The sequence below is a fragment of the Rhizobium sp. RHZ02 genome, assembly GCF_014851575.1.
In the GTDB taxonomy this organism is placed as follows: Bacteria; Pseudomonadota; Alphaproteobacteria; order Rhizobiales; family Rhizobiaceae; genus Rhizobium; species Rhizobium altiplani.
This window is the reverse complement of the sequence record NZ_JACUZX010000006.1, coordinates 260,352-285,214: the sequence shown is the minus strand read 5'-3', so window position 1 is coordinate 285,214 and position 24,863 is coordinate 260,352. Positions and strand designations below refer to the sequence as shown.

The following is a 24,863-nucleotide window of genomic DNA, read 5'->3' as shown; positions in this document are numbered from 1 at the left end:
CGCAATAAAGCCCCGCAACACGATCATGGATGAAGGAAAAGTCGATCACCGCGTCGATCTTGCGCAGCAGGTGATCCTTCGGCACCAGACTGTCGAGCGTCACCATCTCAAGAGCCGTCTGGGTGGGAGCAGGTTTCTTCAACATGTCCCAATGAATCACAAACCCCCAGACGGTGCCAGGGGTTTGTCAGCAATCTGAGCCCCGCCGAAGCGGGGCTCTTTCAAACTCTGCCAAGCGACAGCGATTAGAGGCCGAGGCCGCCGAAACGCTTGTTGAACTTGGAAACGCGACCGCCGCGGTCCATGAGTTGCTGGTTGCCACCAGTCCATGCCGGATGCGACTTGGAGTCGATTTCGAGGTTCATGACTGCGCCTTCAGAACCCCAGGTCGAGCGGGTTTCGTATTCGGTGCCGTCGGTCATGACTACCTTGATCGTGTGGTAGTCGGGATGGATATCTGCCTTCATAACAATCTTCCTGCCATGCAACGTCCAATTTGACGCATATTCGTTGCGACAAGAGGACCGATTGAATAAATGAAGCCGCAGACGCAAAAGGCTACGGCTTCCCATTAGGATGGGCTGCCTATACATGAAGGCCGGCAGGATAACAAGAGCCATCAGCCGCGGATGAGCGGTGTCGAAGGCGATCGGAGACGAATTGGCATACGCAGGGCAACCCGAGGAAAAGAAGTCTCGTTCGCTGAAGCCGCTCGGCAGGTTGACACCCTATGTGATGCACTATCGCGGCATGGTCACAGGGGCGCTTGCCGCCCTGGCACTTGCCGCTGTCACTTCGCTTGCTCTGCCGCTCGCCGTCCGCCGCATGATCGACCATGGCTTCACACAGGCCGACGGCAGTTTCATCAACAGCTATTTCCTGATGCTGATGATCATGGCGATCGTGCTCGCCATCGCGAGCGCCCTTCGCTACTACTTCGTCATCACCCTTGGTGAGCGTGTGGTATCCGATTTGCGCCGCGATGTTTTCAATCACGTCACGCGCCTGTCTCCCTCGTTCTTCGACGTCAACCAGTCCGGCGAGATCGTCTCGCGCCTGACGGCGGACACGACGCAGATCAAGTCGGCTGTCGGCGCGACGGCCTCCGTCGCCCTGCGCAACCTCATTCTCTGTCTCGGCGCGATGGGCATGATGATCGTGACGTCGCCAAAGCTGTCCAGCCTGGTGATCGGTGCGATCCCGTTGATCGTCTTTCCGTTGGTCGGCTTCGGCCGCTCCGTCCGGAAGCGCTCGCGCTCGGCTCAGGATACGCTGGCCGACGCCTCTGCTTTCGCCAACGAAACGATTGCGGCCAGCCGTACCGTCCAGGCCTTCGGGGGCGAGGATGCCGCCGCCTCGCGTTACGGGATGGCCGTCGAAACCGCCTATGACGCTGCCCGGGCCGCAATTCGCTCGCGCGCCCTGCTGACCGGCATCGCCATTACCCTCATCTTCGGCAGCGTCGTCGCCGTTCTCTGGGTCGGCGCCCATAACGTCCTCGCCGGCACGTTGTCGCCAGGCACTCTTGGCCAGTTTCTTCTCTACTCCGTCATTGCCGCAGGCTCGCTCGGCGCACTCTCCGAGGTATGGGGCGAGCTCTCGCAGGCCGCGGGAGCGGCCGATCGGCTGACGGAATTGCTCGACGAGGTTTCCCCGATTTCCGCACCGGCTGCGCCCGTTGCCTTGCCCGCTCCGGCGCAAGGCCGTGTCCAGTTTACCGACGTGCATTTCGCCTATCCCTCACGGCCGGAGCGATCCGCGCTGCATGGCTTGAATTTCGGCGTCGCTCCCGGCGAAACCGTCGCGATCGTTGGCCCCTCCGGCGCCGGAAAAAGCACCGTCTTCTCGCTGCTGCTGCGCTTCTATGACCCGCAGAAGGGCGCCGTGATGATCGACGGAGTGGATGCACGCAGCAGCGACCCCGACGAACTGCGGAAGCGCCTAGCGATCGTGCCCCAGGACGTCACGATCTTTGCGGCTTCCATTCACGACAACATCGCCTTCGGCCGTCCCGAGGCAAGCCGCGAAGAGGTGCGGGCCGCCGCGATCGCTGCACAGGCCGACGAATTCATCGCTCGTTTGGAGAAGGGATACGACACCGAGGTGGGAGAGCGCGGCATCACGCTTTCCGGCGGTCAACGCCAGCGCATCGCCATCGCCCGCGCCATCCTCAAGGACGCACCGGTCCTGCTTCTCGACGAAGCGACGTCGGCCCTGGACGCCGAAAGCGAAACGCTTGTGCAGAAGGCCCTCGACGGGTTGATGACCGGCCGCACCACGCTCGTCATCGCCCATCGCCTCGCGACCGTGCTGAAGGCCGACCGTATCCTCGTCATGGATCAGGGACGCGTTGTCGAAGAGGGAACACATCAGAGCCTCATCAGGGAGGGCGGCATATACGCCAAGCTTGCGAGGCTGCAGTTCGAAACCGGCGCCGGGGACTTTCTCGCCGCTGCAAGATGATTGCCTGACCACACGCTCTTCCTCGACCCCCGGCCTCCGCCGGTTGCAACGGCGTGTAATCTTTGCGTGTATATTGACATAATGCACGCAAAGATTACACCCGATTTATGGGTGAACGCCATGTCGTCGCGTTCTGAGGGGAGGCTCAGTTGAACTCGATAAGCTTTGCCCAGATGCTAGTCGTTCTCGTCGCCGTAGCCGTCGTCATATCGATGCTGCTGTGCTATCGCTCGCTGCGGGAGGCCCGGGATTGGTCGCTCACCGATGCCTTGTCGGAGGAAGTCGCCTTGACTAAGACTGATACGGCCGGAAACGCCATTGATGCCGCCGGCAATGCGCTCGCAGCAGGGCAAGTCCCTCTCACCGTCACGATGATGAAGGCGAGCTCGAGCCGCTTTATCGCGCTTGTCGGAACCGTCGCGATCCTGATGCTCTATGTCGGCTTTGGCCTTGCCTCCTCCATCGCTTCGCCAGCGGCAACGAGATCCCCGATATGACGAAGGGCGCCAACTTCTTCTATTCCGGCCTGGTGCTCTTTGCGCCCTACCTGATCAACAAGTTTTCGTCGGTCTTCTCGATCTTCAAACCGTAAGACCTATACATCAGGGGCGTATGTCGTCCCTGACGGCCCGTCAGTCGCGTCGGTTGCAAAGCGCGCAAATATCCCGATGGAATAGTTGCGTTTTTTGTTCTAGGCTGCACCTGCAGATAGGACAACATCCTGATTCCGGGAGAAAAATCGATGTATAAGTTCGAAGTTTACAAGGACAAGGCTGGCGAGTTCCGTTTCCGTTTCAAAGCTCCGAATGGCGAAGCCATGTTCGGCTCCGAAGGCTATAAAGCCAAGGCATCGGCGCTCAGCGCCATCGAATCCATCAAGAAGAATTCTCCCGGCGCAGAAGTCGTCGACACGACGAAGGCTGAGGCCTGATCACATAAGGCGGCGCCACAAACGCCGCCTTTAAACTGCCCGCCCGGCTACCCTGGCGGAAAAGATGCAGCCGCCGAGGAAGGTTCCCTCGAGCGCATTGTATCCGTGCATACCTCCACCACCAAAACCCGCCACTTCACCCGCCGCATAAAGCCCCGGAACCGGATCGCCACCATGGCCGATCACGCGCGCGGATAGATCCGTCTCCAGACCACCGAGCGACTTGCGTGTCAGGATGTGCAGCCGCACGGCAATGAGCGGCCCGGCCCTGGGGTCAAGCAGTGCATGCGGCCTGGCCGTCCGCATCAAGCGATCCCCGAGATAGCGCCGCGCCCCTCGAATGGCGACCACCTGTGCGTCCTTGGCAAAGGGATTGGCGATCTCCCTGTCGCGCGCCTCGATCTGCGTCCTGAGGCGGCTCGCATCCACACGTTTTTCACCCGTCAACCCGTTCATGCCGTCGACAAGCGATTCCAGCGTGTCGCGAACGACGAAATCCTCGCCTTTGTCCATGAACGCACGAACCGGCCCCGGCGGCTCCTTGCCCAACCGCTTGAGAAGCAGGCGGATATCCTTGCCCGTGATATCGGGATTCTGCTCGGAACCGGAAAGGGCAAACTCCTTCTTGATGATTGCCTTGGTCAGGATGAACCAGCTGTGGTCCTGCCCGGTTGCGCAGATCGCCTTCAGAGTCCCCAGCGTATCGAAGCCGGGCATCGCTGGCGGAGTAAAGCGGTTACCCCAGGCGTCGCACCAGAAGGAGGAGGGACCCGGCAGGATGCGTATGCCGTGATTGCGCCAGATCGGGTCCCAATTCCTCACGCCCTCCGTGTAGTGCCACATCCGATCCGAATTGATCTCCCGCCCGCCAGCACGCTCGGCGATCTCGATCATTCGACCGTCTACATGGGCGGGCACGCCGGCGACCATTTCGGCCGGGGGCCGCCCCAACCTATCGACCGGCCATCTCCGGCGCACCGCGTCGTGATTACCCCCGATACCCCCTGATGTGACGATCGTCGCGCCGGCCCGAACCTCGAAGAGCGCCGAAAACATACGGTTTGTCTCCCGCCCTCGCACGGAAGCATCGGGCTGAAGGACCGAGCCGCGGGCGCCGCAGACGACGCCGTCCTGAACGAGAAGATCATCCACCTGATGCCGGAACAGAAGCGTAACAAGGCCCTTCGCTTCCGCTTCGCGCACGCGGCGAACAAAGGGGGCAAGCACAGCCGGCCCGGTTCCCCAGGTCACATGAAAGCGCGGTACGGAGTTTCCGTGGCCGTGCGCCAAGCCGCCTCCCCGCTCGGCCCAACCGACCACCGGGAACCAGCGCATTCCCTGCTGATAAAGCCATGAACGCTTTTCGCCTGCGGCGAACTCCAGATAGGCCTCTGCCCAGCGACGCGGCCAATAGTCTTCCGGCCTGTCGAATGACGCGGACCCCATCCAGTCCTGTCGCGCCAGGCCGAGGTTGTCGCGAATGCCCAGCAGCCGCTGTTCAGGGCTGTCGACGAAGAACAGCCCGCCCAGAGACCAGAATGCCTGCCCACCGACGCTCTGTTCGCCCTCCTGCTCGACGATGCAGACCTTCCGTCCGCGCTCCGCTGCCTCCGCCGCCGCCACAAGCCCGGCAAGTCCTGCGCCGATGACCAGCACATCACATTCAATCAAAGCATTCTCCCCCAAACGACACGAGCCTACGCGGAGCCCCGCCCGGCGACAACGCCACTTTTCCGCCGTGAAATTTTTTTGGCCGGATGTCGAAATGAGCCAACGCCGAGTCTCATTCTCTCGGAACGGTCTACCGCCGATCCCCCAAGCGTTGCAGCTTTCTGCTTTTGGTTCTTAGATGCCTGCACGCCGGTCAACACAACCATTCTGGAGGAATACAAATGCAATACGCGCTCATCGTTCGCGAATCGTCGCGGGATTTTGCCCGCCGCGCCGATCCCACCTACCGCGACGGCTGGATCGCCTACACGCAGGCTCTGATCCAAGCCGGCATCATGACCGGCGGCGCCGGCCTGACCGCGCCCGAAACCGGCACGGTGGTGCGGCGCAAGGGCGAGGACCACGACGTGCAGGATGGTCCATACCCTGAGGGCAAGGAGCAGTTGGGAGGCTTCTATCTGATCGACGTACCCGACTTCGATACGGCGCTCGAATGGGCGACCCGGGTTCCGGTCTCCGCAGAAGGTTCGGTCGAAGTGCGCCCTCGCCTTCAGATGTGAGGCGGACATGACGGTCGAAGCCGAACGCGTCGCCGAAAGGGTGGCGCGTCAATCCTATGGCAAGCTGGTCGCCTTCCTGGCGGCCCGCTCCCGCGATCTGCCGGCCGCCGAGGATGCGTTGTCACAAGCGCTCGTCGATGCTCTGCGGGTCTGGCCGGAACGCGGCATCCCCGACAGGCCGGAGGCGTGGGTGCTGGTCGCTGCGCGGCGCAACCTCATGCGAGCTGCACGCCGTCGATCCGTTCGCGAGAATGCGCGACCAACGATCGTCCTGGCCTTCGAGGAGGCCGAGGCGAGGATGAACGAAGTGGCCACAGACGCGTTGCCCGACGAACGCCTGAAGCTGCTTTTCGCCTGCACTCATCCGCAAATCGACAAAGGCATTCACACGCCGCTGATGCTGCAAGTCGTGTTGGGCATCGACGCAAAAGCAATCGCGCAGGCCTTCGTGGTTTCGCCTGCCGCCATGGGCCAGCGGTTGGTCCGGGCCAAGGCGAACATTCGCGATACCGGCATCGGGTTTGCCATACCCGATCGACACTCGCTGCCCGAGCGTCTGTCCGCCGTTCTTTCCGCAATCTACGCGGCCTACGGGCTTGGTTGGGACAATCTCGATGGCGCCGATGGCGGTTGCAGTGGCCTTTCCAGCGAAGCCATCTGGCTCTGCCGGGCGCTGCTTTCAATGCTTCCCGAAGAGCCAGAGGTGATCGGTTTGCTTGCCCTGATGCTCTATTGCGAGGGTCGACGTGCCGCGCGGCACAATGCCGAGGGCGAGTACATCGCGCTCGACAAGCAGTCGACGGATCGCTGGAATGCGATCATGCTCACCGAAGCCGACACGCTGCTCCGCAAGGCAGGCGCCGCCAACCGCTTCGGTCCGTTCCAGTGCATGGCCGCCATTCAATCCGTTCATGCCGCCCGGCGGCTGACAGGCCTGACGGACTGGGACGCTCTCGTGATCTTGTATGATGCGCTGCTGATGATGCAACCGACGATCGGCGCCCGCGTCAGCCGTGCCGCCGTCCTCGGTCGCACGAAGGGACCCAAAGCTGGGCTGGCGTCTCTCGACGCCATGGACGCAAAGGAAGTCAGAGCCTACCAGCCCTATTGGGCCGTTCGCGCGCACTTGCTGACGGAAGTTGGAGACTATCCGGCGGCAGAGGCCGCCTACCTTTCGGCAATCGGCCTCAGCGACAGCCCGGCGGTGCGCTGTTTCCTGATGGATCGCCTCACCGACGTTCGGTCGGGCGTCGCGTAACCCTACTTCTCGGTCAGCTTGAGCTCGATACGACGGTTGGTTGCGCGCGCCTCGGGCGTGTCGCCTGGTGCGATCGGCTGGAACTCGCCGAAGCCGGCGGCGACGAGACGGTCGGCCGGCACGCCGTGGGAAATCAGGAACTTGACGACCGAGATCGCACGTGCGGACGACAGCTGCCAGTTATCGACATATCGTCCGGTGCCCGCGAGCGGCACATTGTCCGTATGCCCATCGACACGCAGTACCCAGTTGATCTCAGGCGGAATTTCCTTGGCAACGTCGAGGAGCGCCGTCGCAAGCTTTGCCATCTCGACCTGCCCGTCCGGATTGAGATCCGCACTGCCCGAGGGAAACAGCACTTCCGACTGGAAGACGAAGCGGTCGCCGACAATCCTGATATTCTCGCGGTCGGACAGGATCTCGCGCAGGCGCCCGAAGAAGTCTGACCGGTAGCGGTTGAGCTCCTGCACGCGTTGCGCAAGAGCGACGTTCAGGCGCCGTCCGAGATCGGCGATCTTCGCCTGCGAACTCTGATCCTTCTGCTCGGAAGCCTGCAGAGCAGCTTCGACAGCGGCGATCTGGCTGCGCAAGGCGGCGATCTGCTGGTTGAGAAGCTCGACCTGGCTCATCGCCCGGTCACTCATCTGCTTCTGTTCGTCGAGTTCCTTCGTCAGGTTGCCGACACGTGCTTCCGCAGCGCTTTGTCCGCCCGACCCAGCATCAAGGAGCGCCTTCAGGCGGGATCTTTCGCTCTCGGCGGACGCTAGGGAGGCCTGCAGATTGGCGACGCTATCCTCGAGGTCCTGCTTGCTTCCCTTCTCCAGGGCGAGAAGCTGCGTCAATTCGTTGATCTGGCTGTTCAGCCGATTCAACACCTCGTCCCGGCCCGTAATCTCACGGCTCAGGATATATTGTCCGACCACGAAGACGGTCAGCACGAACATGATGGAGATCAGCAGTGTCGATAGTGCATCAACGAAACCTGGCCAGTAGTCCACCGCGCGTTGGGGGCGACGATTGCGGGCAAGAGCCATAGCTTACTTGCCCTCGGTCTTTTCGGGTTGCTGCATGCGTTGAGAGCGTTCGCCTGAGCCGTGCTTTTCCTGCGAGCCGATCCTCTCAGCCAGGCGATCGAGCGTGCGCCGCATCGCCTTCGTCTCGTCCTGCTGCGCCTCGATCCAGTCGCGAAGCATCTGCTGTTCATTGCGCATGTTCTTGACTAGGCCCTGAATGCCTTCGGCAAGGTTTGCCATTGCCGCAACCGACCTCTGGGTGCCGCCGCTGCCTTCCTCTGAGATCCGGCGCATATATTCGGAGAGCGCCCGAACGTCGTCCGGTGAGACCGCCGAGTTGGGATTGATGGTCGGGATCGCCACATCGGAGCCGACGTCGGTCACTGACGAAAGCCAGTTCTCCAGCTCCATGTAGAAGCGGTTCTGAGCACGGCCTGCCTGCAGATCAAGGAAACCCAAGATGAGCGAGCCGGACAAGCCAAGCAGCGACGACGAGAATGCCTGGCCCATGCCCGAAAGCGGCATCGAAAGCCCCTCCTTCAGCGCTCCGAGAACATCGGTCGAACCGTTCGAACCCGCGTCGAGCGTCTGAATAACCGAGCTGATCGAACCGATCGTGCCGATAAGACCCCAGAACGTACCAAGCAGGCCGAGAAAGACGAGGAGGCCGATCAGGTAGCGCGACACGTCGCGCGATTCATCGAGGCGGTTGGCAATGGAATCGAGAATGGAGCGAAACGCCGCCGTCGAGATTCCCGCCGAAGCGCTGCGGCTGCCGATCAGAGTCCGCATCGGAGCAAGCAGCTTCGGATTGCGGCCGACCTTGTCGGCGCTGCCTGCAGCGCGGAACGAATTGAACCACCGTACTTCCGGGCGCAACGACAGCACATGGCTGAAGACGAGGATGATACCGACCGCCAATACGCCGAGGATCAAACCGTTAAGGCCCGGATTGTGCATGAAAGCGGTCTGCGTCTGCCGGAAAAGAATGGCTGCGATGAACCCGACGATGATCAGAAACAGCACCATCGTCCAAAGAAACGGCATCGGACTGGAAAGTTTATAGCTGTAATTACCCGTGGTTTTTTCGGTCGAGCCGAACTCAGCCACATTCACATTTTCCATAGGTTCCGCAGCCTCCGGATTCATTTCAGCCGGAGACTAGAGCAACATTGTGCCGAATTGAAGTATGCGCGGAACGAAAACCGTGCCTTTACAACAGCGATTTACCGAGCCGGGATCGGGCGCTTGGCGACTTCAAGCAATGCCTTTTGGATATACTCGTTGCCTGCAACCACCGAGCCCGTCTCGAGAATGGACGAGCCGCCTTCCCAATCGGACACGTAGCCGCCGGCTTCGCGGATGAGCAGGATGCCCGCAGCGATATCCCAGGCCGACAACGCAGTTTCCCAATAGCCATCAAACCGACCTGCAGCCACATAGGCGAGATCGAGCGACGCCGCGCCCATGCGACGAATCCCGGCAACTTCGCCCATGACGTGCCGGAGTTCAACGAGGAACTTGCCGTGGTTTCCGCGGCCGAGGTGCGGCACGCCGCAGGCAATGACGGAATCAGACAGCACGCGGCGTGCGCCGACACGCAGACGGCGATCGTTCAGGAAGGCGCCGCCGCCGCGTTCAGCGGTGTAGAGTTCGTCCGTCGCAGGATTGAAGACGACACCAGCCACGATTTCATTGTTGCGCTCGAGCGCGATCGATACCGCAAACATCGGGATGCCGTGCAGGAAGTTTGTCGTGCCGTCGAGCGGATCGACGATCCAGCGATGCGCTCCGTCCGTGCCCTTGATTTCCTCGCTCTCTTCGCCGAGGAAGCCATAGGTCGGGCGGGCCTTCAGCAGTTCGTCCTTAACGATCTTTTCGGCCTTGCGGTCGGCATTCGAGACGAAATCGCCCGGGCCTTTCACCGAGACCTGCAGGTTCTGCACTTCCCCGAAATCACGTCCCAGCGACTTGCCTGCCTTGATGGCAGCCTGAACCATGACATTGAGGAGAGCTGAACGAGCCATGTGAGCACTTTTCCTTGAGCGGTAAACGGTATGCGCTGTCAGGGTGGGAAAGGTCCCTGATCGCCGGAGAAGGCGGCGCTCGATAAGATTGGCGGCCTCAAGACCACAAAATCGGGAAAATTTCAAGAGGAGACCGTAGAACCACGACGCCGACGGAGAAATGCGACTCAAATATTTCTGGACAGATTGATCCGGAATTGCTATTTGCGTGTCCATGGCAAGGCACAAGGAATTCGACAAAGACAATGCTCTCGACGCTGCGATCGGCGTCTTCTCCCAGCATGGCTATGAGGGCAGCTCCACCGACACCCTGCTTGCGGCGATGAAGATCAGCCGGCAGAGCATGTATGATACCTTCGGCGACAAGCGCAGTCTCTACCTCCAGGCTCTGAAGCGTTACAATACCGACAGTATTCTGCGCATCATCGCGGACATGCAAAACGGCGCGCAACCGCTTGATGCCCTGGAGGCTGCCCTGTTCGCCTTCGCATCTCGACCTGCCTCGGAGGCGTCGAAGGGCTGCCTCGGCGTCAGCGCGATTTGCGAGTTTGGCCGCACCGACGCAGATGTGGCGACCTTGACTGACAGCGCCTCGGCAATGCTTGCCAAGGCAATCTTCACGCTGCTGAAGGATGGCCAGAGGAAAGGCCAGCTATCGGCGGAAATCGATCCCGAAACCGCCACCCAGTTTCTCGGTGCCACCCTATCCGGCATGAAAGTCAGCGCCCGCAACGGCGCAAGCCCCGAAACCCTGCGCACCATCGCCAGTCTCGCAATCCGCAGCCTTCGATAACAGCCCAATCGAAGAGCGCTGATTTTCCGCACCCTATTCTAGATTAAACAGTCCAATAAGGAGAAATGAAAATGACGAAACCACTTGAAGGAAAGGTCGCAATCGTGACCGGCGGCTCACGCGGCATCGGCGCGGCGATCGTTCGCAGGCTGGCGATGGATGGCGCCACAGTCGCCTTCACCTTTGCCAATTCCAAGGAGAAAGCTGAAGCAATCAAAGCTGAGATCGAGTTGAAGGACGGCAGGGCACTTGCCATTCAAGCCGACAGCGCGGATGCCGCAGCACTGCAGCGAGCCATCGACAAGGCTGCCGATCACTTTGGCTCCATCGACATTCTCGTCAACAACGCAGGAATCCTGTTGTTGAATAGCTTGGAAACCTTCCCTCTGGAGGACTTCGACCGCATGTTCGCCGTCAATGTGCGGGCCGTCTTTGCCGGCACGCAGGCCGCAGCGAAACATATGCATGAAGGCGGTCGGATCATCACCATCGGCAGCGTGACCGCGGAACGCAGCGGCTTTCCGACATCCGCTGTCTACAGCATGACCAAGGGCGCAGTCGCTGCGATGATGCGCGGCCTCGCGCGCGATCTCGGCCTGCGCGGCATTACCGTCAACACGATCCAGCCCGGGCCTACCGAGACGGACATGAATACCGATCCGCATGCCAATGAGATGTTGAAGGGGTTGATTGCCCTCGGTCGCATGGGAAAAGACCGCGAGATTGCAAGCCTTGCGGCCTATCTCGCAAGTTCAGAAGCGTCCTTCATCACCGGCGCCAGCCTGACGATCGACGGCGGCTATCTCGCCTGAGACAGAAAGCCGGCGGCACGAGCCGCCGGTCCGTTCAGAGCCTTTCAGGGGTTAAATCACTGAAGCCGGCGGAATTTGTTGGCAGCATCGATGGCCGCCTTCTGCTGGTCGTCCTCGATGCCGAGATAGAAGTCTTCAAGTTCCGGGTCGGGCAGACCGGCGCGGCGCGACAGGACATACCATTTCGCGGCCTCGACAGGATCCGGCTTGGTTCCAAGCGCGTTGATATAGAGGTGCGCGAGCTTGTTCTGCGCAACGACGTTGCCACGATTGGCGGCAAGCCTCAGCCACTGGAAACCCTTGACGAAATCGCGCGGGCCGTTTTGACCGTTGACCAGCCAGATGCCAAGATCGACTTGGGCGGTGTCGAAGCCGGCATGCGCAGCACGTGCCATCCATTCGCGCGCCAGCTGCTTCTTTTCCTCCGGCAAGTCGGGCAGCGAGGCGTAAATCTCCGCCACCGCATACTGCGCGTCGGCGATGCCCTGTTCGGCAGACTTCTCATAATAAGGCAGGGCAAGCTTCAATCCCTTGTCGCCGGGATTGTCGGTCGTGAGGATCTGGCCCCAGTTGAATTGCGCCGAAGCATTTCCGCCATCGGCCGCCTTGTGCATGTATTCGTCGGCCTTGGCCTTGTCGCGCTTGACGTACCGGCCCTCGATCAGCATCAGCGCGTATTTGAACATTGCTGCAGCGTCGCCGCCTTCCGCACCCTTGCTGTACCAGAAGGCCGCGTTCTTCATGTCGCGTTTGACGCCCAGCCCGTCCGCCAGAAGCTCACCCATAAGCGTCTGCGCTGCCGGATCGCCGAGTTGTGCGCGGGCCAGAGCCTTTTCCATCGCCGTCAGATAGTAGCCGCGCTGATAGGCGCCGTAGGCCTCATCGACAACGCCCTTATAATCCTTTTCCGGCGGCAGGTCCGGCAACTTCGCACCCATGCGGTCGAAAACGCCAACGCCCGTCGAGGGTCCCGTGCCATCGGTCTGCGGCCGCCCGGCTTTGAGCGACTCTGGGGCGGTCGCCAGTGGCCGTGTCACGACATTGTCGACAACCTGGGCCGAAGCGCCATGGGTAAATCCCACCAAAATGGCGACAGTAAAGGCAGCGGACAGGCGCAGATGACGGGCTAGGATCGGCATGAGCGCGATATCAATCCTCAAACCGTGGCGCTTTTTCGTCCAAGAGCGCATTGATCTCGGCGACGATGGACGGCGCACGCCCGGCGTCCGCGAAAACCGCCAGCCGCAGCGCGACGAACTCCGCGCCGGTTTCGGCAACGGCCAGTGCGGAAGCTGGATCCGTACCGCCCATCACGATGCATGGGATCTCGATCATCGAAGCCCACCACTCGCCGAGCGCGATGTTCTTGGGGTGCGCCTCCGGCTTGATGTCGCCGTCGAGCTTGCCGAAGAAGATGTAGTCCGGTCGCTCCTCGCCGATCTCAAGCGCATGGTGGCGATCAGCGGCATTGCCGCCGCCGACGATCAGCTTGTCGGCATACTTGTCGATCGCTTCGGAAATTTCGCTCGCCGGACCGGTCAGATGCAGGCCATCCGCCTTGCTGCGCCCGACGACGCGGCTGTCGCCCGCTAGCAGTGCGGCCGCACCTGACTCCTGAATGATGGGAACCAGCTTCTCGGCGTGCTTCTGGAACTCGCCGTCATTGAGGCTGTATTGCGGTACGATCACCGAGGCGACGTCACCGCCCTTCAAGGCGTCGCCGACGATCTTCGCCTTCTCGTCGACATCGGCAATGTCGGGCGCGATCAGAACTAGGCGGCAGCGGTTTTCCGGTTCGGTCATGAACTCTTTCCATTTACAGCAGGACAGGTCGTTTTGCGGCCTATCTGCACTCGTCTCGTGTGAGTAGTTCCGTTAGACGGGACTGGCAAGTGGAGGATTTCAAAAGCATGCCGATGGACTTGTCATTTTACTACGCCGCCGTTCCTGCTGTCATCCTCGTCGGATTGGCGAAAGGCGGCATGGGTGATGCCTTGTCGCTGATCGGATTGCCGTTTCTCGCTCTCGTCGTCTCGCCCGTTCAGGCCGCCGCGATCCTGCTCCCGATCCTCGTTTTCATGGACATGATCTCGCTCGTGATCTGGCGCGGACACGGCGACTGGACAACGCTGAAGATCATGCTGCCGGGCGCATTGTTCGGCATCGGGCTCGGCTGGGCGACTTCGGCGCTCGTTCCAGGCAATGCGCTTCGCGTCGTCATCGGCGCGGTCACCATCCTCTTTTGCCTTCGTTACTTCTGGAACAACTTCGGCCCGGCAGCCGGAAAGCATACGCCACCTCGAGCCCAACGGCCGCTGCTTGCGACGACGTGGGGAAGCCTGTCCGGCTATGGCAGCTTCGTCGCTCATGCCGGCGGAGCACCGTTCCAGATCTATGCCTTGCCGCTGCAGATGCAGCCACGGGAGTATACGGGAACCAGCGTCCGCTTCTTCGCAATTCTCAACGCCGTCAAGCTCATACCCTACTTCGCGCTCGGCCAGCTCGACACGCAGAACCTCTCCACATCGGCCACGCTGCTGCCGTTCGCGCCGCTTGCGACGATTGCCGGCGCCTGGTGCGTGCGCCGGATGAAGCCCGCGATCTTCTACCCTTTCATGTACGCCATGGCGCTCATTGCCGCCGTCCTGATCGCGAAGGAAGGCTTGGGTTTCTGACAATTTTGGGTTTCGTTGCGTCGCACAATTTCCTTGCCCGATTGCGCCGTTTGACGTAGCGTTTTCGCTATGTCGAACGTGGATCCCTTCACCGCGATAGCCGACCCTCACCGGCGCTTCCTGCTGGAGGAGTTGCGACGCGCGCCGAAGACCGTGAGCGAACTTGCCGAGGGGTTGCCGATCAGCCGCCCCGCCGTCTCCCAGCACCTCAAGGCGCTGCTGGACTGCAATCTGGTTTCGGTGACCGCAGAAGGCACCCGACGCATTTATGCGGTCAACAATCGCGGCTTCGACAGGCTCAATCTCTGGCTCGATCAGTTCTGGGCCTAGCCCGACCGCTCAAACGAAGGACGCCGGCTCGCGACTTTCCGTCGGAGCCGGCGCCATAACCGCCTGTCGAGCACGAACTGGTCTAAGCTTTTGGTGAAATTGGAGTTTTGCCCTCCTCGCCTAGGGCCGCGTTCGTTGATTTATTGCATCCTACTCAATGGAAGGATGATTTAAGGCGCTCAATCTCGTCCTTGATCCGCAATTTTCTGCGTTTGCACTCAGCTACTTCATTATCGTTTCGGGAGGGGGATGTCATAAGCGAATGCAACTCCTCCTCGAGAGCAACATGCTTTTTCTGGAGTGACTCAAGATGAGCTTGAACAGTCATTTGACCCTTCCTTCCTCTTACCTCTCCCCGGCCAACACCGCCGGAGATCCAAGGCGTCAACCCTTCGACTGTGACATATTTTTGAAGCCTTGTCGAAGGTGAAAGCAAGGAGAACACGTGGCAAAATCATGACGAACAGCCGCTAGCCGTTACCTCCAATTGGTGATAGGAGCTTGCGGAAATTATCGGCAGAACGGACGATGTCCGAAGACGGTTATGGGGAATGCAAAATGGCCGATCAGGAACAGGCGGAAATCAGGCTCATGGTCGCAAGACTGCGCCAGGAGCACGAGGATTACGACGCCGCCATCAACGCCATGATTGCCACTGGATGCGACGCATTGCGCATCCAGCGCATGAAGAAGAAGAAATTGGTCATCAAGGACAAGCTGTCCAAGCTGGAAGACCAGATCATCCCTGACATCATCGCCTGAAGGGAACGCCGTGACGATGACAGACAGACCATCCGTTGCCATCATCATGGGAAGCCAGTCCGATTGGGAGACCATGAAGAACGCCGCCGACACGCTGGAGGCGCTCGAAATTCCCTATGATGCGCGCATAATATCGGCCCACCGCACACCGGATCGCCTGGTGAACTTCGCAAAGTCCGCCCGCGATGAAGGCTTCAAGGTGATCATTGCTGGCGCCGGCGGCGCGGCCCACCTTCCCGGCATGGCCGCAGCCATGACGCCGCTGCCAGTTTTCGGCGTCCCGGTCCAATCCAAGGCACTGTCAGGTCAGGACAGTCTTCTTTCCATCGTCCAGATGCCGGGCGGCATCCCGGTCGGCACGCTTGCCATCGGCAAGGCGGGTGCGATCAACGCTGCTCTTCTGGCAGCAGCCGTACTGGCATTGTCGGACGAAGAGATTGCCGACCGGCTCGACGAATGGCGCGAGCGCCAGAGCGCCGCGGTAGCCGAATATCCGATGGACGACCTATGACAGTAAGAACGATCGGCATCATTGGCGGCGGCCAGCTCGGCCGCATGCTTGCCATGGCCGCTGCACGACTGAACTTCCGCACCGTCGTCCTGGAACCGCAGGCCGACTGTCCAGCAGCGCAGGTCGCCAACGGACAGATCGTCGCCGCCTACGACGATCCTGCAGCGCTGGCCGAACTTGCGAAGGCTTGCGACGTCGTTACCTATGAGTTCGAGAATGTCCCGGTAACCGCCGCCGAAACCCTTGCAAGCAAGGTCCCGGTCTATCCACCGCCGAAGGCTCTCGAGGCCGCACAGGATCGGCTGGTCGAAAAGCGCTTCATCAATAGATGCGGCATCCCGACGGCGGGCTTCCACGCGGTCGACAGCCAAGCCGATCTCGAAGCGGCCCTGAAGGACTTCGGCGGACGCGGCGTTCTCAAGACCCGCCGCCTCGGCTATGACGGCAAGGGACAGAGAATATTCCGCTCCGCAGCCGATGCGCCGGATGGCGCCTTTGCAGCACTCGGCAACGTGCCGCTCATTCTCGAGAGCTTCGTTGCCTTCGAGCGCGAGATCTCGATCATCGCGGCGCGCGCGGCCGACGGCACCGTCGCCTGCTACGACCCAGCCGAAAACATTCACCGCAATGGCATCCTGCACACGTCGACCATACCCGCGTCCATCGCTGCGGAAACGGCAGCCGCCGCCAGCGAAGCCGCCGAGAAGATCCTGGCGGCGCTCGGCTATGTCGGTGTCATCGGCATCGAATTCTTCGTGCTCGCGGACGGCAGCCTGATCGCCAATGAAATGGCGCCCCGTGTCCACAACTCCGGTCACTGGACGGAAGCCGCTTGCGTTGTCTCGCAATTCGAGCAGCATATCCGTGCCGTCGCCGGCCTGCCGCTCGGCAATGCCGACCGCCACTCGGACTGCGTCATGCAGAACCTGATCGGTGACGATATTCTGGCCCTGCCCGACTGGCTGCAGCGACCCGACACGCTGGTCCACCTCTACGGCAAGACGGAATCCCGCCCCGGCCGCAAGATGGGCCACGTCACCACGTTGACCGCAAAATTGCCGGTTTTTCCCTGACAAAAGCCGCTTCGGCCCCGGGAAAAACACCGTCATGTGGTTGACACAGCGGAACCGTCGGGTTATCTGCACGCCCAACCTGAAGAGCGCGCCCTGAGCGCGCTTTTGAATGTAATAGATACGGGCGAATGTGAATTCCCCCTCAAACATCGCGGATCAAAACAATGAAGATCAAGAATTCGCTCAAGTCGCTCAAGGCTCGTCATCGTGACAACCGCCTGGTTCGCCGCAAGGGCCGCATCTACATCATCAACAAGCTGAATCCGCGCTACAAGGCTCGTCAGGGCTGATATAGCGCGCCTGTACGGCTTCGTGGCATTCTGCGCCCGCCGTCCGGGGATTGCTTCTGCAATCAAATCAAATTGCTTTGATCTTCAGCGATGGCGGGCTACTATGTCCGCCATGCGTTTTTTTGCTATGACCTGCGCGGCGTTGCCGCTGTCCCTTTTCTTGTTCGCTCCTGTTTTCCCTGCCGCAGCTGCGGACAAGGATGTCATCGTCGAGCAGCCGGACGCAAACCTCTCACCCAAGCAGCATGTGAATCAGCTCTTCGAACAGCTGAAGCGCGAGCGCGACCCTGACAAAGCAAGCGGTATCGCCGATGAAATCCGTACCGAGTGGAACGACTCGGGCAGCGCGACCGTTAATCTCCTGATGCAGTGGGCCGACAAGGCGATCCAGGAGAAGCGCACCGCCGCCGCCCTCGACTTCCTCGATCAGGCGATCGCCCTCAAGCCGGATTACGCAGAGAGCTGGAATCGCCGGGCGACGCTCAACTACGCCAATGACAACTATCGCAAGTCCATGTCCGACATCGAGCGCGTGCTTGACATCGAGCCCCGCCACTTCGGCGCGCTCTCCGGCATGGCCGCCATTCTAATGGAAACGGGCAACGACGCGCTGGCCCTGAAAGCCTGGGAACGTTTCCTGGCGATCTATCCTGCCAATCGAAGCGCCCAGGAGCAGATGAATACACTCTCCGAAAAGCTGGCCGGCAGCCGCACCTGATCTTGACGGCGGCGCGCGCAGCCCAATCTTAGCCTCGGTTACGTGATTTCAGCAGATATTGCCATGCTTGCCGAAGCTTCCGCTTTCATTGCCTCTGTTGCCGCCGCTGTTGGCTACTCCATCTACATGGAACGGCAGTTCGAGGCCAATTATCCCAATATTGGCGAACTTACCGATATCGGCGGTTACCAGCTGAATGCCGTCCATGTTCCACGTCCCGCAACCGCCGATCTACCGCCGCTGGTCTTTATCCACGGAGCAGGCGGCAATCTGCTCGATCAAGTCGGCGCCTTCCTGGGATCGCTAGAGGGCCGTGCCGAGATGCTGTTCGTCGACCGGCCGGGTCATGGCTACTCGGAACGCGGCCGCCCCGAGAATGCCCTGCCGTCCGGACAGGCGGACGCGATCGCAACGCTGATGGAGAAGCGGGGAATCAAACGGGCTATCATCGTTGGCCACTCCTTCGGCGGCGCCATCGCGGCCGCCTTCGGCGTGCGCCATCCCGACAAGACGGAAGGCCTGCTCTTTCTCGCCCCCGCGACTCATCCCTGGCCGGGCGGCATCGATTGGTATTATCACCTAGCTGCAATGCCCATGCTCGGCTGGCTCTTTACCCACGCCATTGTCGTGCCGCTAGGTTTGCGACGGCTGGAGCAGGCGACGATGAACGTCTTCCGTCCCAATCCGCGCCCGGAAGACTATATCGCGAAGACAGGCCCCACCTTGGCGCTGCGTCCGCGCGCCTTTTACAACAACGCCATCGACTGCACCCGCCTGCTGGCTTACCTCAAGGCGCATTCTCCGCAATATTCCAGGATCACCGCACCTGCTGTCATCATCACCGGTGACAGCGATGCCATCGTCTGGGAACATATTCATTCGCAGGGGCTGGCCCGTGATATCGCCGGCTCCGAACTAGTGAAGATACAGGGCCTCGGCCACAAGCCGGACTATATGGTCACCGACGTCGCCATTGCCGCCATGGAGAAGATCGGCGGCGCCGCTCGCGACCTCCAGGCCGCCGCCCGCCAGGCCGAGCACCGCTTGGTGCACCAAAAGCCCGCGCGGCCGCCAGACATTGCCGCGCCCTTCGGCGATCCAGCCAGCCTGTCCGGGCCCGTCGCAACCGAAAACTAACCTTTCAGTAACGGAACACACCACTGCTGAGCGCAGTGCATTGCCGAGCGCTCGTTGCGTCCCATATCCATCGCACCGTCATGCTTTGAGGGAAGTCATGGATCAGCCCAACATCAGAATATTCGCGGTTGCCGCCGCACTGTCGCTCTCACTTGCACCGTCGGCGTTCGCCGCCTCGCCCGCGCCCGTTGAAGCCGAACATGGCATGGTGGTGACCGCACAGCATCTGGCGACCGATGTCGGCGTCGGTGTCCTGAAGAACGGCGGCAATGCCGTCGATGCCGCGGTTGCGGTTGGCTACGCCCTCGCGGTCGTCTATCCGACGGCCGGCAACATCGGCGGCGGCGGTTTCATGACGATCCGGCTGAAGGACGGGAAGACGACATTTCTCGATTTCCGCGAGCGCGCGCCGCTCGCAGCCACCAAGACGATGTATCTCGATGCGAAGGGCGATATCGTTCCCCGCGCCAGCCTCGACGGCTATCTCGCCGTCGGCGTGCCCGGATCCGTGATGGGCTTCGAGACGGCGCGAGAAAAATACGGCACGAAGTCGCGACAGGATCTGCTGGCGCCCGCCATTCGCTACGCCAAGGAAGGCTTCACGCTGGAACAAGGCGACGTGGCCAACATTTCCGGCAGCGCCAAGAGGCTTGCGAAGGATGAAGCCGCTGCAAAGATCTTCCTGAAAGCAGAAGGAAAGCCATACGCCGCAGGCGAAAAACTGGTGCAACCCGACCTCGCCGCCGTTCTTTCCAGCATCGCCGACAAAGGGCCAGACGCTTTCTATAAGGGCATGCCGGCCGACGCGATCACCAAGGCGAGCCAGGCGAAGGGCGGCATTCTCGCCAAGGAGGATTTCGAGCAGTACGCGGTGCGTGAACTGAAGCCCGTCGAATGCAGCTACCGCGGTTATAACATCATCTCCTCGCCTCCCCCCTCCTCCGGTGGCGTCATCATCTGCGAAATCCTCAACGTGCTCGAGGATTACCCGCTCTCCTTCCTCGGCTACGGTTCTGCTGAGACGGTTCACCTGATGGTAGAGGCGATGCGCCATGCCTATGTCGACCGCAACGCTGCCCTCGGCGATCCCGACTTCGTGGAGAACCCGATGTCGACATTGCTCGACAAGAGCTACGCCAAGGCGATCCGCGCCAAGATCGATCCCTATAAATCCGGCACGTCGGCCGACCTGAAGCCGCTCGGAGCCAAGGAAAGCGTCGAGACCACGCATTATTCCATCATCGACGATGAAGGAAATGCCGTCGCGGTCACCTATACGCTGAATGGTTCCTTCGGCGCTGGCGTTGTCGCGCCCGGCACCGGCATCCTGCTCAACAACGAGATGGACGACTTCACCTCGAAGCCTGGCGTTCCGAACCTCTACGGTCTCGTTCAGGGCGAGGCCAATGCGATTGCGCCGAAGAAGACGCCGCTCTCCTCGATGAGCCCGACGATCGTGACCAAGGACGGCAAGCCCTTCATGGTCATCGGCAGCCCCGGCGGATCGCGCATCATCACCATCACCCTCGAGGCGATCCTCAACGTCATCGATTTCGGCATGGACATCAGCCAGGCGGTCAACGCCCCACGCATTCACCACCAATGGCAGCCGGACAAGATCTATCTCGAGCCCTACACGCTCTCGCCTGATACGATCCGGGCGCTGATCGCCATGGGCCATACACTGGATGACGGCAGCGGCCCGCCGCAATGGGGGCAGGCCGCCGGCATCCTTGTCGGCGGAAAGAGCCTCGCCGATATCGAGAAGGGTGGCGGCGCACGCTACAACGGCGCGATGGACAGCCGCGCCTCCGAGGGCTCCGCCGGCGGATACTGATTGTCGGATGCGAGCGCGGAGGTAGTCGCCATTGATGCTGGCGCGTAGTATGGCGCTTTTCGTGTCACGGTGACAAAGTCGTCGTTCACAAGCATCACGTGTAGCCTTATGCAGGGGCGTACCGTCATTCGAAAGAGTCTCCATGACCAGCATTGAAATGATCGTTGCCGCCCGCGCCCGTCTGCGCGGACATGCGCGCCGCACACCCCTTCTCTCCTCTCCCTTCATCGACGAGCTTGCCGGACGGCGGGTGTTCGTGAAGGCCGAGTGCCTCCAACATACCGGCTCCTTCAAATTCCGCGGAGGCTGGTCCGCCGTTTCCGCACTCGATTCGGCCGTACGCGCGCACGGTGTCATCGCTTTCTCGTCAGGCAATCACTCGCAGGGTGTGGCGCTCGCCGCCAAGCTTCATGGCGTGCCTTCGGTGATCATCATGCCGTCGGACGCCCCGAAACTGAAGATTGCCAACACCCGCGCCCTCGGCGCCGAAGTCGTGCTCTACGACCGCGCCACACAGGATCGCGACGCCATCGGCGCCAAGCTTTCGGGCGAACGCAAGCTGACCCTGATCAAGCCGTTCGACGAGCCCCAGGTGATCGCCGGCCAGGGCACGACGGGTCTCGAGATCGCCGAACAGGCGGAAGAGGAAGGCATCAAGGCTGCCGAGGTGCTGGTGCCCTGCGGCGGCGGCGGCCTGACGTCGGGGATCGCGCTTGCGCTCGAGGCTAGCGCGCCTGCGTTCCGCGTGCGTCCCTGCGAGCCTGAAGGCTTCGACGATACGACACGGTCGCTGGCCTCAGGCAAGATCGAGCGCAACGCGGCGATGACCGGCTCCATCTGCGATGCGATCATTACCCCACAGCCCGGCAATATCACCTTCCCGATCCTGCAGCGCCTTGCGGGCCCCGGTATCGTCGTGACAGACGAGGAGGCGCTTCGCGCCATGGTGATAGCCTTTGTGCGACTGAAGATTGTCGTCGAACCGGGCGGCGCGGTCGCCCTTGCCGCAGCGCTGTTCCACGGCGATGAGATGGAGGAAGACAACGTCGTCGTCGTCACCTCGGGAGGCAACGTCGACGCCGATATCTTCGCCGGCGCACTGGCCCGGCACGGGTAGAGGCAGAACAAGCCTGCCCACCCCGTCTCTTACGCTACGCAGCCTTGTAGCGCGCCGCGGGTGCCGACCGTGACAGGTTCGGCATCAGCGCCTGGCGTGCATCCTCGTAGGCCTTCAGCAATCCGGCATCCTCGAGGGCCGGGATCGTCGCGAATTCACCTTGGTCAAAGCCGGAAAGAGACGCATCCACCATGTCTTCCGCCTGCATGACGATCTCGGTCGGCAGGTGTTCGACCGGCGTACCGGCAATGCCCCAGAATTCGGTCGCCGTCGCCCCCGGCAGCACCGCCTGAACGCGGATATTCTTATCCGCCAGCTCGTGCTTCAGCGATTGGCTGAAAGCAAGAACGAACGCTTTGCTTGCCCCATAGACCCCATTCAGAACTTCAGGCGCGATCGCCACGATCGACGCAATGTTGATGATCGAGCCGCCGCCGCGGGCCGTGAAACCGGGCACGGCTGCGTAGGTCAGCCGCATCAGCGCTGTAACGTTGAGATCGACCATCGCCTGCATCTTGTCGACATCGGAGGCCAGCAGCGGCGCGGTGCCGCCGACGCCGGCATTGTTGACCAGAAGGGTGATGCTGCGGTCGTTCTTCAACACCGCCTCGACACGCGCCAGATCAGCCTTGTTGCCGAGATCGGCAGGCACCGTTTCAACCGTCCTGCCCGTCTCCCGGGTCAACTTGGTCGCAAGCTCGGAAAGGCGCTCGGCATTGCGCGCGACTAGAATGAGATCGTAGCCCCGCTTTGCGAGCCGGTGGGCGTAGATGGCGCCGATCCCCGATGATGCGCCCGTAACGAGTGCGGTTCCTTTGTGCTGCTCGGTCATTGTCGTTCTCCGTGTTGGGCAACAGCGCCTGCTGTTGGCCTGAGGAGAGTCTTACGCCTGATTGCCAATGTCTTGAATGTCATATAAACAACCTTTTAGGACAAACGGAGTTTCGAACCATGCAGCGCATTGCCGTCCTGCTCTTTCCCGGCTTTCAGATGATGAGCCTCGCCGCCATCTCCGCCTTCGAGTTCACCAACCTCGAACTCGGCGAACAGGTCTACGACATCGCCTATCTCTCCGAGACCGGTGGGCCGGTGCGCGGCTCCTTCGGTGTCACGATGGAGACGACGCGGTTCGACGATCCCGCTTTCGATACGCTGCTGGTGTCGGGCGCCGTCGGCATCAAGCTGCCGACCCCAGGAGAAGGCGAATTCATCCGCAACGCGCTTGCCGCCTCCCGCCGCGTCGCCTCGATCTGCACCGGTGCATTTCTGCTTGCCGACGCGGGTGTGCTGGACGGCCGGCGCTCCACGACGCATTGGCTGCTCGCTCGAGAGCTGCAATCGCGCTACCCCAAGGTCAGGCTCGAAGAGGATCGCATCTTCATCATCGACGGCTCTGTCTGGAGCTCGGCGGGCATGACAGCCGGGGTCGATCTGGCACTTGCCATGGTTGAGAAGGATCACGGCGCCGACATCGCCCGCGCCGTTGCCCGCAAGCTCGTCGTCTACCACCGCCGGGCCGGTGGCCAGTCGCAGTTTTCCGCGCTGTTGGAACTGGAACCCAAATCGGACAGGATCCAGAAGGCGCTGGCCCATGCGCGCAGCAACCTGAAGAACACGCTATCCGTCGAAGAACTGGCAGAAGCAGCGGCGCTCAGCCCCCGCCAGTTCAGTCGGACCTTCCGCGCCGAGACAGGGCAATCGCCCGCAAAAGCGGTGGAGAACCTGCGCCTCGAGGCGGCCCGGCTGATGATGGAACAGGGCCGGCATCCGATCGACGTCGTTGCCACGGAGACAGGCTTCGCGGATCGTGAGAGGATGCGACGCGCATTCCTGCGCGCTTTCGGCCAGCCACCGCAAGCGATCCGCCGCAACGCGCAGCGCGAATATCAGGCATAGGCTCTCGCCGCCGGGCGGACCGCCTGCGGCACGACATCAGCGACGGCCTCCCTCACCGATTGCAACATGATGGACGCAAGCCGCGCCGTCGCCGGCCCGGGCTCCGCCTCGGCGCGATGCAGGACGAGACCGAGCGAGGAAAGCTCCGGCAAGCCGGCTGCGTCTGCGACAAGCGGCTTGACCTTTCGCGGCAGCCCGATCGGTGTGCGGATGGTAATGCCGAGCCCAGCGGCCGTCGCCGCCCACAATCCGCCGAGGCTCGGACTGACGAAGGCAAGCCGCCACGGAATGCCCGCCGCGTCGAGCGCCTTGGTCGCCGCGGAGCGCAACAGGCACGGGGCTTCCAGCGAGGCGAGCGGCATCGGCTCGCCGCCGCCGAGGCTCCAGTCAACAGCTGCTTCCGCCGGCCCGATCCAACGCATCGGGACTTCGGCGATCTGCTCGCAATGCGGCGTCAGCGTGCCATCGCTCCACGCGAGTGCCAGATCGAGCTTTCCTGATGTGACGCGCTCGATCAATTCGACATTGCGCACCACGCGCGCCTCGATGCGGACCTTCGGATGCGCGCGCGCAAAACGGCCGAGCACGTCGGGCAACAAGACCTCGCCGAAATCCTCCTGCAATCCGAGCCTCACCCAGCCTTCGAGCTCGATGCTCTTTACCGCTGCAGCCGCTTCGTCGTTGAGTTCCAGCAGCCGCCGCGCATAGGCCAGCATCGTCTCGCCGGCATCGGTGAGCGCAAGGCCGCGCCCCGCCTTGCGGAAGATCGGCGTGCCCGCCTGCTCCTCGAGCTTCTTCAACTGAGCGCTGACCGCCGAGGTCGAGCGGCCGAGCCGGTCAGCCGCTCGCGCGAAGTTGCCGAGCTCCATTCCGGTCGCAAAGGTTCTGAGAACATCGAGATCGAAGATCGTCCGTCGCATCACTTTCGTCCCGTTTTTGTGAATCGTATGTTCAAACAATTCTGATTTTCAGCATTATCGTGGCGTGCG

28 protein-coding genes and 1 pseudogene are annotated in these 24,863 nt (G+C 61.6%); 18 read left to right on the top strand and 11 right to left on the bottom strand.

Going from position 1 to position 24,863, the window contains the following annotated elements; translation table 11 throughout:
* Window positions 1–145, bottom strand: a pseudogene (locus IB244_RS13315) (IS5/IS1182 family transposase); the annotation flags it as partial.
* 100 nt (window positions 146–245) lie between these two features.
* Window positions 246–467, bottom strand: coding sequence for a 50S ribosomal protein L31 (gene rpmE, locus IB244_RS13310; protein ID WP_007527409.1), 222 nt, complete (start codon window positions 465–467; stop codon window positions 246–248).
* Between the two features lie 193 nt (window positions 468–660).
* Between rpmE and IB244_RS13305 the strand changes: the two genes are divergently transcribed.
* From IB244_RS13305 to IB244_RS13295, 3 genes are all read left to right on the top strand, one after another.
* The gene (locus IB244_RS13305; RefSeq protein ID WP_026372007.1) at window positions 661–2,463 is read left to right on the top strand and encodes an ABC transporter transmembrane domain-containing protein; all 1,803 of its coding nucleotides are present in this window, start codon (window positions 661–663) and stop codon (window positions 2,461–2,463) included.
* A gap of 149 nt (window positions 2,464–2,612) precedes the next feature.
* Window positions 2,613–2,960 carry a hypothetical protein gene (locus IB244_RS13300; RefSeq protein WP_018858879.1) on the top strand — a complete coding sequence of 116 codons (348 nt, stop codon included), beginning with the start codon at window positions 2,613–2,615 and terminating at the stop codon, window positions 2,958–2,960.
* Between the two features lie 245 nt (window positions 2,961–3,205).
* The gene (locus IB244_RS13295) at window positions 3,206–3,394 is read left to right on the top strand and encodes a YegP family protein (protein ID WP_018858881.1); all 189 of its coding nucleotides are present in this window, start codon (window positions 3,206–3,208) and stop codon (window positions 3,392–3,394) included.
* Window positions 3,395–3,424: 30 nt separating this feature from the next.
* Here IB244_RS13295 and IB244_RS13290 read toward each other — a convergent pair whose 3' ends face one another.
* Window positions 3,425–5,065 (bottom strand): FAD-binding dehydrogenase, encoded by a 1,641-nt coding sequence (locus tag IB244_RS13290; RefSeq protein ID WP_018858882.1) that lies wholly within the window; start codon window positions 5,063–5,065, stop codon window positions 3,425–3,427.
* Window positions 5,066–5,286: 221 nt separating this feature from the next.
* On the opposite strand from IB244_RS13290, the gene IB244_RS13285 reads away from it, so the two are divergent.
* Window positions 5,287–5,625, top strand: coding sequence for a YciI family protein (locus IB244_RS13285; protein ID WP_025660879.1), 339 nt, complete (start codon window positions 5,287–5,289; stop codon window positions 5,623–5,625).
* A 7-nt stretch (window positions 5,626–5,632) separates the two neighbouring features.
* Window positions 5,633–6,883, top strand: coding sequence for an RNA polymerase sigma factor (locus tag IB244_RS13280; RefSeq protein WP_169682586.1), 1,251 nt, complete (start codon window positions 5,633–5,635; stop codon window positions 6,881–6,883).
* Between the two features lie 2 nt (window positions 6,884–6,885).
* On the opposite strand, the gene IB244_RS13275 is transcribed toward IB244_RS13280, so the two are convergent.
* The 3 genes from IB244_RS13275 to IB244_RS13265 form a co-directional block, all read right to left on the bottom strand.
* Window positions 6,886–7,917 (bottom strand): peptidoglycan -binding protein, encoded by a 1,032-nt coding sequence (locus tag IB244_RS13275; protein ID WP_025660877.1) that lies wholly within the window; start codon window positions 7,915–7,917, stop codon window positions 6,886–6,888.
* 3 nt (window positions 7,918–7,920) lie between these two features.
* Entirely contained in the window at window positions 7,921–9,021 is a 1,101-nt protein-coding gene (locus IB244_RS13270) for a hypothetical protein (RefSeq protein ID WP_018858886.1), read from the bottom strand.
* A gap of 101 nt (window positions 9,022–9,122) precedes the next feature.
* A complete protein-coding gene (locus IB244_RS13265) occupies window positions 9,123–9,923 on the bottom strand; it encodes an inositol monophosphatase family protein (RefSeq protein WP_018858887.1) in 801 nt (266 codons plus the stop codon).
* A 214-nt stretch (window positions 9,924–10,137) separates the two neighbouring features.
* Here IB244_RS13265 and IB244_RS13260 point away from each other — a divergent pair, with 214 nt between their 5' ends.
* Together IB244_RS13260 and IB244_RS13255 are read left to right on the top strand one after the other, a co-directional pair.
* Window positions 10,138–10,716, top strand: a complete 579-nt coding sequence (locus IB244_RS13260; RefSeq protein ID WP_018858888.1) for a TetR/AcrR family transcriptional regulator — start codon at window positions 10,138–10,140, stop codon at window positions 10,714–10,716.
* Window positions 10,717–10,787: 71 nt separating this feature from the next.
* The gene (locus IB244_RS13255; protein ID WP_192304457.1) at window positions 10,788–11,528 is read left to right on the top strand and encodes a 3-oxoacyl-ACP reductase family protein; all 741 of its coding nucleotides are present in this window, start codon (window positions 10,788–10,790) and stop codon (window positions 11,526–11,528) included.
* Between the two features lie 56 nt (window positions 11,529–11,584).
* Here IB244_RS13255 and IB244_RS13250 read toward each other — a convergent pair whose 3' ends face one another.
* Both IB244_RS13250 and IB244_RS13245 read right to left on the bottom strand, forming a co-directional pair.
* Window positions 11,585–12,667, bottom strand: coding sequence for a tetratricopeptide repeat protein (locus IB244_RS13250; protein WP_018858890.1), 1,083 nt, complete (start codon window positions 12,665–12,667; stop codon window positions 11,585–11,587).
* Between the two features lie 10 nt (window positions 12,668–12,677).
* Window positions 12,678–13,331 carry a thiamine phosphate synthase gene (locus IB244_RS13245; protein WP_192304455.1) on the bottom strand — a complete coding sequence of 218 codons (654 nt, stop codon included), beginning with the start codon at window positions 13,329–13,331 and terminating at the stop codon, window positions 12,678–12,680.
* A 107-nt stretch (window positions 13,332–13,438) separates the two neighbouring features.
* Between IB244_RS13245 and IB244_RS13240 the strand changes: the two genes are divergently transcribed.
* Entirely contained in the window at window positions 13,439–14,203 is a 765-nt protein-coding gene (locus IB244_RS13240) for a sulfite exporter TauE/SafE family protein (RefSeq protein WP_025660871.1), read from the top strand.
* A gap of 69 nt (window positions 14,204–14,272) precedes the next feature.
* Window positions 14,273–14,533 (top strand): ArsR/SmtB family transcription factor, encoded by a 261-nt coding sequence (locus IB244_RS13235; RefSeq protein WP_018858893.1) that lies wholly within the window; start codon window positions 14,273–14,275, stop codon window positions 14,531–14,533.
* Between the two features lie 154 nt (window positions 14,534–14,687).
* On the opposite strand, the gene IB244_RS13230 is transcribed toward IB244_RS13235, so the two are convergent.
* Window positions 14,688–14,861, bottom strand: a complete 174-nt coding sequence (locus IB244_RS13230) for a YdcH family protein (protein WP_018858894.1) — start codon at window positions 14,859–14,861, stop codon at window positions 14,688–14,690.
* A 230-nt stretch (window positions 14,862–15,091) separates the two neighbouring features.
* Between IB244_RS13230 and IB244_RS13225 the strand changes: the two genes are divergently transcribed.
* The 8 genes from IB244_RS13225 (at window position 15,092) to IB244_RS13190 (ending at window position 21,978) form a co-directional block, all read left to right on the top strand.
* Entirely contained in the window at window positions 15,092–15,295 is a 204-nt protein-coding gene (locus tag IB244_RS13225) for a YdcH family protein (RefSeq protein ID WP_025660870.1), read from the top strand.
* Window positions 15,296–15,311: 16 nt separating this feature from the next.
* Complete coding sequence (purE, locus tag IB244_RS13220; protein WP_018858896.1) at window positions 15,312–15,806, top strand: 5-(carboxyamino)imidazole ribonucleotide mutase; 495 nt, start codon at window positions 15,312–15,314, stop codon at window positions 15,804–15,806.
* On the top strand, window positions 15,803–16,879 hold the full coding sequence (locus IB244_RS13215) for a 5-(carboxyamino)imidazole ribonucleotide synthase (protein WP_192304453.1): 1,077 nt from the start codon (window positions 15,803–15,805) through the stop codon (window positions 16,877–16,879). Before purE ends, IB244_RS13215 begins: the two co-directional genes overlap by 4 nt.
* A 164-nt stretch (window positions 16,880–17,043) precedes the next feature.
* Window positions 17,044–17,169 carry a type B 50S ribosomal protein L36 gene (ykgO, locus tag IB244_RS13210; protein ID WP_003582204.1) on the top strand — a complete coding sequence of 42 codons (126 nt, stop codon included), beginning with the start codon at window positions 17,044–17,046 and terminating at the stop codon, window positions 17,167–17,169.
* A 103-nt stretch (window positions 17,170–17,272) separates the two neighbouring features.
* Window positions 17,273–17,887 carry a hypothetical protein gene (locus IB244_RS13205; protein WP_112646231.1) on the top strand — a complete coding sequence of 205 codons (615 nt, stop codon included), beginning with the start codon at window positions 17,273–17,275 and terminating at the stop codon, window positions 17,885–17,887.
* A 63-nt stretch (window positions 17,888–17,950) separates the two neighbouring features.
* Window positions 17,951–19,024 carry an alpha/beta fold hydrolase gene (locus tag IB244_RS13200; protein WP_192304451.1) on the top strand — a complete coding sequence of 358 codons (1,074 nt, stop codon included), beginning with the start codon at window positions 17,951–17,953 and terminating at the stop codon, window positions 19,022–19,024.
* A 97-nt stretch (window positions 19,025–19,121) separates the two neighbouring features.
* Window positions 19,122–20,861 (top strand): gamma-glutamyltransferase, encoded by a 1,740-nt coding sequence (gene ggt, locus IB244_RS13195; protein ID WP_192304449.1) that lies wholly within the window; start codon window positions 19,122–19,124, stop codon window positions 20,859–20,861.
* A gap of 142 nt (window positions 20,862–21,003) precedes the next feature.
* A complete protein-coding gene (locus IB244_RS13190; protein ID WP_018858901.1) occupies window positions 21,004–21,978 on the top strand; it encodes a threonine/serine dehydratase in 975 nt (324 codons plus the stop codon).
* A 34-nt stretch (window positions 21,979–22,012) separates the two neighbouring features.
* Here IB244_RS13190 and IB244_RS13185 read toward each other — a convergent pair whose 3' ends face one another.
* Complete coding sequence (locus tag IB244_RS13185; protein WP_113161470.1) at window positions 22,013–22,810, bottom strand: SDR family NAD(P)-dependent oxidoreductase; 798 nt, start codon at window positions 22,808–22,810, stop codon at window positions 22,013–22,015.
* 119 nt (window positions 22,811–22,929) lie between these two features.
* On the opposite strand from IB244_RS13185, the gene IB244_RS13180 reads away from it, so the two are divergent.
* Complete coding sequence (locus IB244_RS13180) at window positions 22,930–23,874, top strand: GlxA family transcriptional regulator (protein WP_112646239.1); 945 nt, start codon at window positions 22,930–22,932, stop codon at window positions 23,872–23,874.
* Here IB244_RS13180 and IB244_RS13175 read toward each other — a convergent pair.
* Window positions 23,865–24,794, bottom strand: a complete 930-nt coding sequence (locus tag IB244_RS13175; RefSeq protein WP_018858904.1) for a LysR substrate-binding domain-containing protein — start codon at window positions 24,792–24,794, stop codon at window positions 23,865–23,867. The two genes, IB244_RS13180 and IB244_RS13175, sit on opposite strands and share 10 nt — an antisense overlap.
* Window positions 24,795–24,863: the final 69 nt, after the last annotated feature.